Consider the following 15381-nt stretch of genomic DNA (forward strand, 5'->3'; position numbering starts at 1 on the left):
ACAGAACTATGTCAACGTCCGTCAACGTCCGCTTGGGGGTAAGGTAATGGTCACCGTTGTTCCCTCCCCCACGCGACTGTGAATTTGCAGCTGTCCTTGATGAGCATCAACAATTTGTTTGACGATCGCTAGCCCCAAACCAAAGCCCTGCGGTTGTTTCTGACCTTGATGAATGCGATAAAAGCGATCGCAGACATGGGGCAGCGCGGCTTCTGGAATGCCGATCCCCGTATCCACAACAGCAATTTGAACCTCGCGCTCTGTTGAGTGAGTTGCCAATTTTACCTTGCCACCTTGGGGGGTATAGGCACAGGCATTACTCAGAAGATTGGCGATCGCCTGTTTCAGGAGTAAAAAATCACCCTTTACGATAAGTGGTAACTCCGGCAACTGAACCATAAACGTAATCCCACGCTGCACCATTGACAGTTGCCATTCTTGGGCAAGTTCAGCAATCAAAGAATTCAGATCAAAGGATTGGCAATTTGCGAGTTGTCCTTCATGGCGAGCCAAAAATAAAAGGTCACTCACTAGATGCGCCATCTGTTTAGCAATTTGAGAAATCTTGGCTAGATTTTGCTCCACTATTATCAGAGATTCACGAGAAGTTTCTTCGTCTTCTTGTAAAATCATGAGTGCAAGCTGGCTATTGCTTAAAATTACAGATAACGGCGCCCTTAACTCATGGGAGGCATTGGCTGTAAATCGTTGAAGCTGATCACAGACAATAGACAATTTAGCATTGTTTGCTTGCAGAGCATTTTCTCTTGACTCTAGCTCTGTAACCAATTGATAAAATAAATGAATTGAGAATAGACTAGTAATCCCACCAATGACTGCCGCAGCAATAATAATTGACCATGCGAGTTCTCGATACTCAATTTGATGTTGACGGCGATCGCCCAACAGCACCTCCTCATTTTTATAAAATTCGTAAATGCTTTGCCGTGCTCTTTCCATTAAAATCCGACTTTTATTCCAATCAATATTCTGCTCTTGGTTGGATTTACTGACTAAATGAGTCATAGATGCAAAATTTTCTGAATACACATAATGATCAAAAATCTGAATGTTTTGCTGAAGGGTTTCCTCGATTGAGTCTAAAGCCTTAAGTTGCTCAGGATTATCCTGTACCAGCTCTCTAATTTTTTCCAATGATGGAACAATGCGAGATTTTGCCGCAATGTAAGGTTGCAGAAAGCGGTGACTGCCTGTCAGGCTATAGCCACGCACACCCGTTTCCAAGTCCAGCAGTAAGTTAAGTAGTTTTTGCGTTTCTAGTCGTACTTTTTGCGTATGCAACACCCATTCATCATCTTCAATTAGGTTTAGCTTCAACCATATAAATGACGCGACAATAATGAACAGAAAGATAATCGGCATGGCAATAATTAAGCCAGCACGATAGCGAATTGATCCAACTACTTTCCTAAGAAACATTTTGCTGGGGATTCAAGGAATAACCACTACCATAGTGGGTTTTGAGCCAATGCTCTACACCCAGTTGCTTCAATTGCTCCCGCAGCCGTTTCACTCGCACAGCAACCGCATTACTCTCAGGGGATTTATCCCATTCCCAGAGTTGACTTTCAATTTGCTGGCAGCTGAGAACTTGGCGTGGATGGCGCATCAGGTAGCTGAGCAACTGAAAATCTCGACTTTTAAGCTGAATTTCCACACCTTGATAGCTCAACTTCCGAGTCTCTAGGTGGAGAGTTAATCCCTCAAGGGTTAGTTCATCCCCCTGCCAGAGGGGCGATCGCCGCCGCAGGGCGCGGATGCGTGCCAATAATTCCAATAGATCCACGGGCTTAATGAGATAATCATCGGCACCCACATCTAAGCCAGTGACTTTATCCGCCGTCGTGTCCTTTGCGGTAAGAAAGACAATTGGCGCAGTTTTTTGCTGCTGGCGGTAATAGCGACACAGCTGTGTGCCTTCACCATCGGGTAAAAGCCAATCTAAAATGAGCAATTCATAATCCACCTCATGGATTAACCAGTAGGCTGTTTTCAAATCGGGTGCAGTATCAACGGTGTAGCCCTGCCGCTGCAGTGCTAGGCAAATGGGCTGTCGCTGATGGGGGTCATCTTCGACAAAGAGAATGCGCATGATCGAGTGACCGCTGCTATAAAAAACGATGATAAACCGATTGAAATCCAACTTGATTTAGACAGAAAGAAATAGGATTCGGTTCAGGCCAGAGGCAGGTTGAGCAAAAGGGGAAGGCATGCTTAACTGAGTTAAAGAGTTTTGAGCCTTTGCTTCTATGCCTTTGATAGCGCTACTGTTTGAACCCTTTTTTGCCAATGCGGCAGCAGAATCAGTGAACTTGGCGGAAGCAGCACCTTTAATTTTGGCCGCTGTTTTACTGAGTCTGGTGGTGATTTACTTGGCGAGCAAAATGGGCGGTGAAATTTGTGCCCGCATTAACTTTCCACCGGTGTTGGGTGAGCTGGTGGGCGGTGTGGTGGTTGGTATTTCGGTCTTGCACCTGTTGGTCTTTTCCGAAGGGGGAACCACTGAGCCCTCTGTGCTGACGACGTTTATTCAGCAGACCACCGGCATGGATGACCCGCTGGCTACGGTGGTTGCCAATACTGCCAGTGAGGTCATTGCCGTCCTCTCAGAAATTGGCGTCATGATCCTGCTCTTTGAGATTGGCTTGGAGTCCGATCTAGAGGGTTTGCTGAGGGTGGGGCCGCAGGCAGCTATCGTTGCTGTGGGCGGGGTGGTGGTTCCCTTTACAGCAGGAACCCTTGGCCTCGTGACGCTGTTTCATGTGGACTTGGTACCGGCCATCTTTGCAGGGGCGGCTCTGACGGCAACCAGTATTGGCATCACAGCCAAAGTCCTTGCCGAAATTCAACGTCTTACTTCTCCGGAAGGTCAAATCATCATTGGGGCAGCCGTTCTCGATGATATTCTCGGCATTATTGTGCTGGCAGTGGTGGCCAGTCTAGCCAAAACGGGCACGGTCGAGATTAGCAATGTGATCTACTTGATCATTAGCTCTGTAGTCTTTTTGGTGGGGTCTGTTGTCGTGGGGCGGCTGCTGAGTCCCTTCTTTTTGGGAATGGTCGATCGCCTGACAACGCGCGGCAACTTACTGATTCCCTCTCTTATCTTTGCCTTTGTCCTTGGTTATGTGGCAGTGATGCTGCAATTGGAAGCGATTCTCGGTGCTTTTACCGCTGGCTTAGTCTTGGGGGAAACGGAAAAACGACGTGAGCTAGAGGAGCAGATTTTGCCCATTGCCGATATGCTAGTGCCAGTTTTCTTTGTCTGTGTTGGCGCACGCACCGATATTAGCGTTCTCAATCCCCTAGAACCGGCCAATCGTGCGGGTCTGATCATTGCCTCGTTCCTTGTATTGGTGGCCATTGTTGGTAAGGTGGTAACAGGGGCAACGGTCTTTGGCCAGCCGGGAATTAACCGTTGGGCCATTGGCATTGGTATGGTGCCTCGCGGTGAAGTGGGTTTGATTTTTGCAGCTGTGGGGTCGGCCAGCGGTGTGCTCTCGAAGGCTCTAGATGCCGGTATTATCGTCATGGTGATTGTGACCACGTTCGTTGCGCCACCCCTGTTGCGCTTGGTCTTCAAGCCAGAGGTAGAAGACTCAGAGGCGTTACCCAGCTCAGAAGTTGCAGTGGAGTCTCCCCCAGAAGGATAGCAATGGAACCGATTACGGTCATTGGTGGTGGTCTAGCGGGTACAGAAGCGGCTTGGCAAATTGTTCGAGCGGGTGTGCCGGTGGTGCTGTATGAAATGCGCCCCCATGTGCCTAGTCCAGCTCACCATACGGCGGAGTTGGCAGAGTTGGTGTGCAGTAATTCCTTTGGTGCCAAGGCGAGCGATCGCGCCACGGGGTTATTGCACCATGAACTGCGTGCCCTCAGGTCGTTGATTATTGCCACTGCCGATCGCCATCAAGTGCCTGCCGGCGGTGCTCTAGCGGTGGATCGTGCCCAGTTTAGTCGTGAGTTGACTGAAACCCTCGAACGGCATCCCCTTGTGACATTGCGGCGCGAAGAACTCCCCCATTTGCCAGAGACCGGGATTGTCGTGCTAGCCACCGGGCCGCTTACCAGTGAGGCGCTGAGTGCGGATCTCCAACGCTTTACCGGACTGGACTACCTCAGCTTTTTCGATGCTGCCAGCCCAATTGTGGTTGGGGAGTCCATTAACCGTGAGGTGGCCTTTTTGGCCTCCCGCTACGACCGCGGGGAAGCAGCCTATCTCAACTGTCCCTTCACTGCTGAGGAATATCAGCGCTTTTGGCAGGCTCTCTGTGAAGCTGAACAGGCACCCTTGAAGGACTTTGAGCGTGAGAATGCTCAATTTTTTGAGGCTTGCTTACCCGTAGAGGAGTTGGCGCGGCGGGGGGTGGATACGCTGCGCTTTGGACCTTTGAAACCCGTGGGCTTGCGAGATCCGCGTACGGGAGAGCGTCCCTATGCGGTGGCACAACTGCGCCAAGAGGATCGCCATGGTCAACTGTGGAACTTGGTGGGCTTTCAAACCAATTTGCGCTGGGGGGAGCAACAGCGGGTGTTTCGGATGATTCCGGGCTTAGAGCAGGCGGAGTTTGTGCGCATGGGGGTGATGCACCGCAATACCTTCTTAAATGCGCCGAAGTTGTTGAGTGCCAGTCTCCAGTTTCGCGATCGCCCCACCCTCTTGGCGGCGGGTCAAATTACCGGTACCGAAGGGTATACAGCAGCAGCGGCGGGGGGCTGGTTAGCAGGAACGAACGCGGCTCGCTTGGCACAAGGACTCCCACCCTTGGTATTGCCGCCAACCACGATGGCCGGTGCCCTCTTCCACTACATCAGTACGGCGGAGAGCAAAACCTTCCAGCCCATGCCCCCCAACTTTGGTATTCTGCCACCCCTAGAGCAAAACGTTCGGCAAAAGGCCTTGCGCTATGCCGCTTATCGCGATCGCGCCCTCAAAGATTTAAGCATTTGGGCAACAGCGATGTCGCTGCCCCTACAGCCTCTAGAGTTAGACAGGTGCGATCCTGCTGTCGTTGAAGCTGGAGCCTAAGGTAGTCTGGGGGTAGCGTTGGCAGGCGATCGGGCCACTCTATGGCAACAATTCCGAGATCAATTTCTTCCCCAAGCCAATAACGTTCCGGTGCCAACTCCGCCACTTCAGCAGGGGTAAGGCGATAGAGATCAAAGTGATAGAGGGGCACACGCCCTTCGGGGTATTCCTGAATCAGCGTGAAAGTGGGGCTTTGGATGACATCCGCAATGCCCAATCCCTCCCCCAAGGCTTGCACAAACGTGGTTTTCCCTGCCCCTAGATCCCCCGCTAACAAGAGCACTGTCCCCGGCGGCAGCCATGTCCCCCACTGGCGCCCCAAGGCTTGCAGATCCGCCAAGCTGAGGTTGAGGTTCGTCATCTAGGCGCGCACTGCTTCTAGGAGTCGCGAAAAGTAAAAGCGGGTTTTGGTCATGGCATTGCGTTCAATCCGCCAACCCAAGTCTCGCAAAATCCCCACAATAAATTCCTCACTGTGGAGATAGGCACGGGTGGCCTTGCTGGAGCCGGGGAAGAATTCACCAATTTTTTTCAGCAGCGTATATTTTGGTGTTTTGGGGGCAAAGCTGAGGATCAGTCGCTCCATCGCCAAGGAACTCAAGTGGGCTAGCATCCCTGCCATTTGGCTGTCGGGATAGTGGATGAGGACATCAAGGCAGATGACGGTATGGTATTGTCCCCGCAGGACTTCAAGATCACTGACACTGAGGATGAGTTCATGGTGGCCATTCAATTGAGCAGCGGCGCGATCGCGGGCTTCGGCCACCATCTTCTCGGAAATGTCACTGGCATAGACCCGTGCCCCCAATTCTGCAAGGGGAATGCTCAGACTACCAACCCCACAGCCCGCATCACAAATGAGTTTACCCTTGAGGGAGCCATCAGCCTTGAGCCATGCTAGTACCGTATCAATGGTCTGTTGGTGTCCCATGCGGATATCCGCTTGCACCTTGCTGACCTGATCCGTGCCATAGATGCGCCGCCAGCGATCGAAGCCGGTCGTGTTGAAATAATTTTGAACAATTGCTTTCTCGTCAGCCGTAAATTGTGCCATAGCCCTTAGAATCAATCGTCATTGCCCCATTTATTGTGGCATAGCCGCCTACCGCTGAGAGGTGGTTGGCAGTGCCAATCGGGTACTCACTAGCCCCAAAATTACCCCAATGATGATCAGGAACACCCCCAAGCCCAGCGACCATTCAAGGGAAACATTGCTGGCAAGGGCGCGAAAACTGGCCTGTTGGGTTAACCACTGCTGAAGCTGTTGACTACTGCCCCAGCCAACTATCCACGCCAGTAAACCACCGCCGCCACCTAGACTAGCGGCTTGAATAAATAGGGGGGTATAAATCCAAGTTTGGGTGGCGCCCACCAATGTCATGATCTCAATTTCAGGTTGGCGCACAAGGATAATCAACCGTAAAATGGCGCTCACTAAGGCAACTACCGTTAAACTCAGGAGCAGCACCAAAATGAACGTGACTGCCCGCACTACCCGCTGCACACTTTGCAGACCCGTTAGGGCACGCTCAAGATACTGCACCGACTCAATGCCTTCCTTTTGGGCAATTTGGCTGGCTAGGGGAGCCACCTGTTCGAGGCTTTGGGCGCGGATCTTGATTTCATCGCTGAGGGGATTGGTGTCAAAGAGGGCTAAGCCACCCTGTTCACTTTTGAGGCCTAAATCAGCTTGCAATTGTGCCCAAGCGCGATCGCGATCAATCCAAGTGAAGTCGGCTACCCCCGGTAATGCCGCCAACTGCTCCTTAAGGCTGGCCACTTTGGCTGCGGGAAGTTCAGGCGACACATAGGCCGTAATTTCTAGCCGATTGCCCAAGGACTCGACACTAGCGCCAAGGAGGTGCGACACTTGCCAGCCCCAACCAAAAATAAAGAGCGTCACGGCCACAGCAATAACGGCTGCGCCATTGAGCCAACCACCGCGCCAGAGACTGCGGCGCACTTCTGGAAGCAAAAAGTCAAGGGTGGGTAAGGGACTCAAGTTTGCCATGGTGCAAATGGAGAATCCGATGGGGGACTAAGCGAGTCAAGGCTAAGTCATGGGTGGTAAAGAGAACCGTTAGCCCATGTTGATGGAGGCGATGGAGCAGAGCAAGAATTTGCTGGCTGGTTTGCGGATCCAGATTGCCCGTGGGTTCATCCGCCAGCAATAGCTCAGGCCCACCAACGATCGCCCGAGCAATGCTCACCCGCTGCTGCTCTCCCCCCGATAGAGATTGGGGATTGGCATTGGCTTTGTGGCTCAGGCCCACCAGTTTGAGCACCGTTTGTACCCGCTGCTGAATTTCTGCTTTGGGAATACCGCGCACCAGCAGCGCAAAAGCCACATTGTCTGCCACGGAGCGATCGCCCAGCAGCTTAAAGTCTTGAAAGATTACCCCCAAGCGCCGCCGCAACTGTGCCATCCGTCGATCCTGTTGGGGATTGACTTCCTCACCAAAGAGGCGAACTATGCCCTGATCTGGGCGAACTTGGCCACAGAGGAGTTTTAAGAGGGTAGATTTACCCGACCCCGAAGCACCCGTGAGAAAATAAAACTCTCCCCGTCGCAGTTGTAAATTGACGCGATGTAAGCAGGGCAAAGTGCCACCAAAGGACTTCGTGACTTGCCACAGTTCTGCAACGATTACCCCCTCAGAGGTGGGTTCGCAGGGGGGTACCACTGGGGTCACTGCTGTCATCGGGACGAGAAACGCTGTCGCCCATACAAACGACTTAGAAGCGCCTTCCATGCAAATTGGGGCAAAGCCAACATCCGCCGCCAGCGCCACGGTTCCTGATACAGACGGTAGAGCCATTCTAGATGGAGTTTTTGCATTAGCTTGGGTGCTCGCTTTTTAACCCCTGCCCACACATCAAAACTACCGCCCACGCCAACCCAAATCGCTTCTGGACAAATGTGACGATGGCGATCAATCCAATATTCCTGACGGGGAACTCCCAAAGCCACAAAAATAATGTGGGGTTGTGTCTCCTTTAGCGTTTCAATGAGAGCAACCTCTGTATCGGCATCGTGGTAGCCTGACTGCACACCAATAATGTTCAGGTTGGGCAACTCTCGATGCCAGCGCTCAGCCACTTTTTCTGCCACCCCCGGCGCTGCCCCATAGAAGAAGACCCGCTTGGGCTGGGGCGCCTCATTGGCAAGTCGCAGGAGGTCTTCGGCAAATTCAATCCCCGGCAGACGGCGCACCGAGAGGCCATGCAACTTGAGGTAGAGAATGACCCCCGATCCATCGGGAATCACCAAATCAGCACGGTGTAAAACATCAGCAAACTCTGGTGTTCGCTCCGCCAGCATCACCATCTCTGAATTGAGCGTGATCACGTGCTGACCATGGCCATCCCGCTGTTGCATTAGCAGCCACTCAGGAGCGTTGTCCACCAAATGAAGGGGAAAGCCAAGAACAGAGACCTTTACGGGAATGGCGGGAATTAGAATTGAGCGACCCATAGGGCAGAATTCAGGGCAAGAAACACCGAGTATCTTACAACCCTTTTCACAGGAATTGAACACCGTGAGCAAAACAGCTTCCTAGGAGGGACGACAGCTCGCTATGTTCTGCCATGGTTTGGAAAAGGGCTATACCCTAGATACACAGTTCCTCGACGAGGTATGCCTTGTTGAAAACCACAAAACGCCTTTGCTAGATTAGAGTCGTTATTAAGATTCGTAAACTTGGCTCTTATCGTCCCATTGAGCTACCTCACGAATCTGCCTTTATCACTTCCTTTCGGAGTTGAGTTTTATGACGATCGCAATTGGACGAGCGCCAGCAGAGCGGGGATGGTTTGACATCCTCGACGACTGGCTCAAGCGTGACAGATTTGTCTTTGTCGGCTGGTCAGGCATCCTGCTGTTTCCCTGCGCCTACCTTGCCCTCGGGGGCTGGCTGACCGGTACCACCTTTGTGACCTCTTGGTACACCCACGGCCTCGCCTCCAGCTACCTCGAAGGCTGCAACTTCCTCACCGTTGCCGTTTCCACCCCCGCCAACAGCATGGGGCACTCCCTCCTGCTCCTCTGGGGTCCCGAAGCCCAAGGGGACTTCACCCGCTGGTGCCAACTGGGCGGTCTGTGGACCTTTATCGCCCTCCACGGCGCCTTTGGCCTCATTGGCTTCATGCTGCGGCAATTTGAAATTGCTCGCTTGGTGGGCATCCGTCCCTACAACGCCATTGCCTTCAGTGCCCCCATTGCCGTCTTTGTCAGCGTCTTTTTGATCTATCCCTTGGGGCAATCCAGTTGGTTCTTTGCCCCCAGCTTTGGCGTGGCTGCCATCTTCCGCTTCCTGCTGTTCTTCCAAGGGTTCCACAACTGGACTTTGAACCCCTTCCACATGATGGGGGTGGCCGGTGTGCTCGGCGGTGCCCTGTTGTGTGCCATCCACGGTGCCACAGTGGAGAACACCCTCTTCCAAGATGGCGAAGGCGCCAGCACTTTCCGTGCCTTTAGCCCCACCCAATCGGAAGAGACCTACTCGATGGTGACGGCCAACCGGTTCTGGAGCCAAATTTTTGGCATTGCCTTCTCGAACAAGCGCTGGTTGCACTTTTTCATGTTGTTTGTGCCCGTGACGGGGCTGTGGATGAGTGCGATTGGCGTGGTGGGTCTGGCGTTGAACCTGCGGTCTTACGACTTTATTTCGCAGGAGATTCGGGCAGCGGAAGACCCTGAGTTTGAGACCTTCTACACGAAGAACCTGCTCTTGAACGAGGGCATTCGCGCTTGGATGGCGCCCCAAGACCAACCCCATGAAAACTTTGTCTTCCCAGAAGAGGTACTCCCCCGTGGTAACGCTCTGTAGAGCCTAATCGTATCCTCGTCTAAGTGTCCCTCTCCAATTGGGGAGGGATTTTTTATCTCAAGCAAATAGGGGAAGTTCGTTGAACGACTTGCCCTGCTGATCCTTGGCAGAAAGGAGGGGTTCGCTGTCGATCGGCCATTGAATGCCGACGGTTGGATCATTCCACAGCAGCGTATATTCATCCCCCGGATTGTAGTAGTCCGTTGTTTTGTAGAGCACTTGGGCAGTGGCTGATTGCACCCAGAAACCATGGGCAAAGCCAGGGGGAATCCACAGTTGCTGGAAGGTCTGCGCACTCAGCCAAGTCCCCACCCATTGGCCACAGGTGGGCGAAGAGCGCCGCAAATCGACTGCGACATCGAAAATTTCCCCCTCGATCACGCGAATGAGTTTGCCTTGGGGCTGTTGGTGCTGGTAGTGTAATCCCCGTAGCACGCCCTGTTGTGAGGCAGAGTGATTGTCTTGGACAAAGGTCACCTCTAAGCCTGTAGCGGCCATAAAAGCCCGCTGATTAAAGCTTTCTAGGAAAAAGCCCCGCTGATCGCGAAAGACACGGGGTTCCAAGAGCAGAACGTCAGCGATCGCTAGCGGTTGTACCTTAAGCATGACTGCCTCCAGTGACTTCTGCCCACACCTGCAAGAGATATTGACCGTAGCTACTTTTGCGCAGGGGTTGGGCGAGTTCATAAAGTTGCTCTGGGGTAATGTAGCCCTGATGCAGAGCAATTTCCTCTAAGCAGGCAATTTTCACCCCCTGCCGTTCCTCCAGTGTGCAAATAAAGCTGCTGGCCTGTTGCAGCAGATCATGGGTACCCGTATCCAGCCACGCATAGCCGCGTCCCAGCAATTCCACCCGCAGTTGTCCCTTTTCAAGGTAGAGGCGGTTGAGATCGGTGATTTCCAGTTCCCCCCGCGCCGATGGTTGAAGCTGGGCTGCCAGATCGCACACTTGATGGTCATAGAAATAGATGCCGGGCACCGCATAGTTGGACTTGGGCACCGCTGGCTTTTCCTCAATGCCGAGGACGCGACCGCTGGCATCAAACTCAATCACACCGTACTGCTGCGGATTGGCCACCCGATAGCCAAAAATCATTGCCCCTTCCGTCAATTGCGCCCCCTGTTGCAATTTTTGGGGTAAATCATGGCCGTAGAGTAGATTATCCCCAAGGGTGAGGCAGACGGGTTCTCCTTGTAAAAACTCCCGCCCTAGGATAAAAGCTTCCGCGAGACCATTGGGCTGAGGCTGCACACAATAGCTGAGGGACAAGCCCCACTGATGACCATCCCCTAGAAGCTTTTCAAAAAGATAGAGGTGCTCTGGGGTAGAAATAATGAGGATCTCCCGAATCCCCGCCAGCATCAGAATTGAGAGGGGATAGTAAATCATTGGCTTGTCATAAATGGGCATCAGTTGTTTACTGAGCACCTGTGTCAGGGGATAGAGGCGGGTTCCAGAGCCACCAGCCAAAATAATTCCTTTCATGGGCAATGACTAAGAACGCTGCCATAGTGGGTTGCCAGCCAAGCACTGTAGTCGGCGGTGCGCGCTGCTTCCACCCAGTCTTGATGGGCAAGATACCACTGCACGGTTTTTTCAAGGCCACTGCCAAACGTTTCTTGGGGCTGCCACCCCAGTTCCCGCTGAATTTTACAGGCGTCAATGGCGTAGCGGCGATCGTGACCGGGGCGATCGCTGACAAAGGTAATCAAGCTGCGGTAATTCAAATCAGCGCGAGGCACAAGGGTTTGCAGCAGATCGCAGAGGGTGTGCACGACCTCAAGGTTCGGCTTTTCGCAGTTGCCACCAATGTTGTAGGTTTCCCCCACCTGACCCTTTTGCCAAACGGTATAGACCGCACGGCAGTGATCTTCAACGTAGAGCCAATCCCGCACATTTTGACCATCGCCATATATCGGCAGCGGTTGCCCCGCTAGGGCTTGGCAGATCACCAGCGGAATCAGCTTTTCGGGAAACTGGTAGGGACCATAGTTGTTGGAGCAATTCGTTGTCAGGGTGGGCAGACCGTAGGTGTGGTGGTAAGCTCGCACCAAGTGATCCGAGGCAGCCTTTGAGGCGGCATAGGGGCTGTTGGGGGCATAGGGGCTGTCTTCACGAAAGGGCGGATCCTCAGGGCCAAGGCTGCCATAGACTTCATCGGTGGAAATATGAATGAAGCGGAACTGCTCCTGTGCTCCAGTGGGTAACTGTTGCCAGTAGGTTTTGACCTCTTCTAGGAGATTGGCGGTCCCCACGACATTGGTTTGGATAAAGTCCTGGGGGCTATTGATGGAGCGATCCACATGGCTTTCGGCGGCAAAGTGAATCACGGCATCGGGCTGAAAGGTTTGCAATAGCTCTTGGACAAGGGGGCGATCGCCCACATCCCCCTTGACAAATTGATAATTGGGCAATTGCTCGAGCATGGCCAAAGTGCCGGGGTGACAGGCATAGGTCACTTTATCGAGGTTGAGTACCGCCCCCCAGCCTTCCGTAAGGGCTAAGCGCACAAAGTTGGCGCCAATAAAACCACCCCCACCCGTTACCAAAAACTTGATCATGGACACTGATACCACCAGATTCTGGCTTGCATCATACCAAGACTAGACACCCGTTCAGAAAAAGACGTTTACTAGGAATGAACATTTGCTCAGGCGGACAATCATGGATGAATTTATGGCGGCGGCGGCGATCGCCGAAGCAGAACAAGGACTCAGAGAAGGTGGCATTCCGATTGGCTCGGTCTTGGTGCGCAATGGCCAAATCATTGGTCGCGGCCACAACCAACGGGTGCAGCGGGGTAGTCCGATTCTGCATGCGGAGATTGACTGTCTGGCCAATGCCGGTCGCATCGGTCGCTATGAGGATACGGTGCTGTACTCAACCCTAATGCCCTGCTATCTCTGTGCGGGTGCTGTGGTGCAGCTTGGCATCAAAAAAGTGATTGCGGGTGAATCCCAGACCTTTCCGGGGGCGCGGGAGTTCATGGCAGCCCACGGCGTTGAGGTGATTGACCTGAACTTGGAGCGATGCCAGCAGTTAATGCGGGACTTTATTACGCAGCATCCCCAGCTTTGGTTTGAGGACATTGGCGAACTCACCTCTGAAGGAGAGTAGCGAAATTTTAGGATACGGGAATACGCGGCAAGCGGTTCTTGAAGCCACAGAGAATTTCCCAAGTAATTGTGCCTAGGGTGTCCGCCCAAGTTTCTACGGTTAGGCAGTCCCCGCCATCTTCGCCAAGAAGGGTCACCACATCCCCCTCCTGAAGGCCATCAATGTCACTGACATCAATCATCAGTTGATCCATCGTAATAGCCCCCACTTGGCGCACCCGTTTTCCCTGAACCAAGACTTCGAGCTTGTTGGAAAGAAGGCGGGGCACCCCATCAGCGTAGCCAATGCCCACAACGGCAATTTTCATCGGCTTGGGGGCAATGAATTGGTGGCCATAGCTAATGCCCGTATGGGCGGGAATCTCCTTCAACAGGGTAATGCGCGATCGCACTTGCATCACTGGTCGCAGCGGCACCACCCCCCGTAAATGGGGCGCCGGATACACGCCGTAGAGACTCAAACCAACGCGCACCATGTCATAGTGACTACTGCGGTTGGCCAAGGTGGCTGCCGAATTCGCCATGTGACGGCGCACAGCCCCTAAACCTAGGGCCGAAATCTGTTCCCACACCTGTTCAAAATAGGCCTGCTGCTGCCACATCAAACTGGGATCGGTGTCATCGGCACTGGCAAAGTGAGAATAGATTCCTTGGATGCGCAGGTGGGGTAACCGCTGCACAAACTGCACAAATTCGACTGCATTCTGCCACGGACAGCCCAAGCGGGACATGCCTGTATCAATCATCAAATGGACATCAAGAGGTTCCCGCCGGTGATCAGCGTAGTCAGAGAAAATCAAGGCTTGCTTGGGTGTAGAGAGGGTGGGCTGAAGCTGCCACTCGGCCATCATCTGCACCTGCACGGGCAAATTGACGGATCCCAAGACCAAAATTGGCGCTGTAATCCCCGCCTGCCGTAGGGCAATCCCTTCGGGGATTGTTGCCACCCCTAGCCAAGTTGCACCGTGGGCTAAAACCGTCTGTGCCACCGTGAGGGCACCATGACCATAGGCATCTGCTTTCACCACGGCTAAAAGTTCCGTTGTTGGTGCCAGCCATTGGCGAAGATGTTGGGTATTCGCTGCCAAGGCCGCCAAATCAATTTCAATCCATGCGCGCTCACACTCCTGGGAACTGGTGAGCTGTTCCTGACTGAGCATTGTTTTTCCTATCCTCACACCATAACTTCCCCACAGGGGGTGACCAACCCTACAGCCACGGGTGCTCTGTGATTCAATGTATAGCACCCGATGTTCAGTCTTAGCGTCAATCATTCGCTTCTTAGCAAAACCTGCTAGAGTGGCACTACAGCCCTTTTCTATGACCTAGAGTCCATCAAGGAGATCTCGCGGTTTTGAGCGTGTCCCATCTCCGTAAAAAGGGCAGTAGATTGGCTGTGGTTGCCCTCTTGCTGAACGGGGCAATGTCATTTTTGTTGGTGTGAGGTCGAGGTTCGAGTGGACAACTGGCACAAGACATCCCTAGGGCTAAATCCTCTGGGAGCGATTGGCGTGTTTGACAGTGGGGTGGGCGGCTTAACGGTTTTACAGGCACTCCAACGCCTTTTACCCCAAGAATCGTTTCTCTACTTTGGGGATACAGCACGGTTGCCCTATGGAACTCGCCGCCGCAGTGAAATCCTGCAATATGTGCGGGAGATTTTGGCGTGGATGCATTCCCAAGGCGTCAAGATGGCGGTGATGGCCTGCAACACCAGTTCAGCCCTTGCCTTGGCACAGGTTCGCAGTGAGTTTCCCTTTCCGATCCTTGGCTTGATTGTCCCCGCTGCCAAGATGGCGGTCACGCTGGGAAAGCGCATTGGTGTCATTGCTACCCCCGCAACGGTTAAAAGCGGTGCCTATGCACGGGCACTTCAGGAACTCTCACCCACAGTGGCGATCGCTCAAGTGGCTTGCCCTGAGTTTGTCCCCCTTGTGGAAAGCAATTGCCTAGAGGGCGATCGCGTCCACCGCATTGTTTGTCAGACCCTAAACCCCCTAGTTCAATTTGACCCCGATACCCTCATTTATGGTTGCACCCATTACCCCCACCTGCGCCCTGTGATTGAGCAGTATTTGCCCGCAACGGTTCATCACCTTGATCCTGCCCATGCCGTTGCCCGTGCAACAGTGCGCAAACTAGAGGCCATGAATTTAGCGACTCCTTGCCCCCAAGGCCAAGTGCACTTTTATGTCAGTGGGATACCCGAACAATTTGCCCAGTTAGCCAGTCGATGGCTGGGATACTACCCAACGGTGGAGCATCTATCCTTGAGTGTCTTGACCCAATTCTATCCGCCATTAGAGATAACCGCCCCGCCACCAGAGGTCTCCGTGGTTGTTGCCAGCTAGGTGCCCTTGGGAATTTTGGCACAATAGAACTATG

The 15381-nt window shown here is 53.1% G+C and carries 16 protein-coding genes; 5 read left to right on the forward strand and 11 right to left on the reverse strand.

The features are described 5' to 3' along the window. Positions 1 to 21: 21 nt before the first annotated feature. Positions 22 to 1383: a CHASE3 domain-containing protein gene (locus RHI63_RS07840; protein WP_310821444.1), complete on the reverse strand. Its 1362-nt coding sequence runs from the start codon at positions 1381 to 1383 to the stop codon at positions 22 to 24. 46 nt (positions 1384 to 1429) lie between these two features. Further along, on the reverse strand, positions 1430 to 2113 hold the full coding sequence (locus tag RHI63_RS07845; protein ID WP_310821445.1) for a response regulator transcription factor: 684 nt from the start codon (positions 2111 to 2113) through the stop codon (positions 1430 to 1432). Between the two features lie 157 nt (positions 2114 to 2270). Here RHI63_RS07845 and RHI63_RS07850 point away from each other — a divergent pair, with 157 nt between their 5' ends. Then, complete coding sequence (locus tag RHI63_RS07850) at positions 2271 to 3674, forward strand: cation:proton antiporter (protein ID WP_206199689.1); 1404 nt, start codon at positions 2271 to 2273, stop codon at positions 3672 to 3674. A gap of 2 nt (positions 3675 to 3676) precedes the next feature. Continuing rightward, positions 3677 to 5050 (forward strand): FADH(2)-oxidizing methylenetetrahydrofolate--tRNA-(uracil(54)-C(5))-methyltransferase TrmFO, encoded by a 1374-nt coding sequence (trmFO, locus tag RHI63_RS07855; RefSeq protein ID WP_310821446.1) that lies wholly within the window; start codon positions 3677 to 3679, stop codon positions 5048 to 5050. Here trmFO and tsaE read toward each other — a convergent pair. The 5 genes from tsaE to RHI63_RS07880 are packed head-to-tail and all read right to left on the reverse strand — an operon-like array spanning position 4953 to position 8525. Then, entirely contained in the window at positions 4953 to 5411 is a 459-nt protein-coding gene (tsaE, locus tag RHI63_RS07860) for a tRNA (adenosine(37)-N6)-threonylcarbamoyltransferase complex ATPase subunit type 1 TsaE (protein WP_206199691.1), read from the reverse strand. The genes trmFO and tsaE overlap by 98 nt on opposite strands. Continuing rightward, the gene (gene bchM, locus RHI63_RS07865; protein ID WP_206199692.1) at positions 5412 to 6104 is read right to left on the reverse strand and encodes a magnesium protoporphyrin IX methyltransferase; all 693 of its coding nucleotides are present in this window, start codon (positions 6102 to 6104) and stop codon (positions 5412 to 5414) included. Positions 6105 to 6152: 48 nt separating this feature from the next. Next, positions 6153 to 7061 carry an ABC transporter permease gene (locus tag RHI63_RS07870; protein WP_206199693.1) on the reverse strand — a complete coding sequence of 303 codons (909 nt, stop codon included), beginning with the start codon at positions 7059 to 7061 and terminating at the stop codon, positions 6153 to 6155. Beyond that, the gene (gene ftsE, locus RHI63_RS07875) at positions 7030 to 7752 is read right to left on the reverse strand and encodes a cell division ATP-binding protein FtsE (RefSeq protein WP_225901530.1); all 723 of its coding nucleotides are present in this window, start codon (positions 7750 to 7752) and stop codon (positions 7030 to 7032) included. Before ftsE ends, RHI63_RS07870 begins: the two co-directional genes overlap by 32 nt. Next, on the reverse strand, positions 7749 to 8525 hold the full coding sequence (locus tag RHI63_RS07880; RefSeq protein WP_310800099.1) for a WecB/TagA/CpsF family glycosyltransferase: 777 nt from the start codon (positions 8523 to 8525) through the stop codon (positions 7749 to 7751). Before RHI63_RS07880 ends, ftsE begins: the two co-directional genes overlap by 4 nt. Before the next feature lie 295 nt (positions 8526 to 8820). Between RHI63_RS07880 and psbD the strand changes: the two genes are divergently transcribed. Continuing rightward, positions 8821 to 9879, forward strand: coding sequence for a photosystem II D2 protein (photosystem q(a) protein) (psbD, locus tag RHI63_RS07885; RefSeq protein WP_149818344.1), 1059 nt, complete (start codon positions 8821 to 8823; stop codon positions 9877 to 9879). Positions 9880 to 9936: 57 nt separating this feature from the next. Here psbD and rfbC read toward each other — a convergent pair whose 3' ends face one another. The 3 genes from rfbC to rfbB are packed head-to-tail and all read right to left on the reverse strand — an operon-like array spanning position 9937 to position 12441. Further along, positions 9937 to 10485, reverse strand: coding sequence for a dTDP-4-dehydrorhamnose 3,5-epimerase (rfbC, locus tag RHI63_RS07890; RefSeq protein WP_310744431.1), 549 nt, complete (start codon positions 10483 to 10485; stop codon positions 9937 to 9939). Beyond that, complete coding sequence (rfbA, locus tag RHI63_RS07895) at positions 10478 to 11365, reverse strand: glucose-1-phosphate thymidylyltransferase RfbA (protein ID WP_310821447.1); 888 nt, start codon at positions 11363 to 11365, stop codon at positions 10478 to 10480. The genes rfbC and rfbA overlap by 8 nt, the downstream gene beginning before the upstream one ends. Further along, the gene (gene rfbB, locus RHI63_RS07900; RefSeq protein WP_310744432.1) at positions 11362 to 12441 is read right to left on the reverse strand and encodes a dTDP-glucose 4,6-dehydratase; all 1080 of its coding nucleotides are present in this window, start codon (positions 12439 to 12441) and stop codon (positions 11362 to 11364) included. Before rfbB ends, rfbA begins: the two co-directional genes overlap by 4 nt. Positions 12442 to 12544: 103 nt before the next feature. On the opposite strand from rfbB, the gene RHI63_RS07905 reads away from it, so the two are divergent. Further along, on the forward strand, positions 12545 to 12997 hold the full coding sequence (locus RHI63_RS07905) for a nucleoside deaminase (RefSeq protein ID WP_310744433.1): 453 nt from the start codon (positions 12545 to 12547) through the stop codon (positions 12995 to 12997). A 7-nt stretch (positions 12998 to 13004) separates the two neighbouring features. Here the strand turns inward: RHI63_RS07905 and alr are convergent, their stop codons facing one another. Further along, positions 13005 to 14156 carry an alanine racemase gene (alr, locus tag RHI63_RS07910; RefSeq protein ID WP_206199700.1) on the reverse strand — a complete coding sequence of 384 codons (1152 nt, stop codon included), beginning with the start codon at positions 14154 to 14156 and terminating at the stop codon, positions 13005 to 13007. Between the two features lie 297 nt (positions 14157 to 14453). Here alr and murI point away from each other — a divergent pair, with 297 nt between their 5' ends. Next, positions 14454 to 15347, forward strand: coding sequence for a glutamate racemase (murI, locus tag RHI63_RS07915; protein ID WP_310742863.1), 894 nt, complete (start codon positions 14454 to 14456; stop codon positions 15345 to 15347). Positions 15348 to 15381 lie beyond the last annotated feature (34 nt).

Source organism: Thermosynechococcus sp. GLH187 (assembly GCF_031583395.1).
Classification (GTDB): Bacteria; Cyanobacteriota; Cyanobacteriia; order Thermosynechococcales; family Thermosynechococcaceae; genus Thermosynechococcus.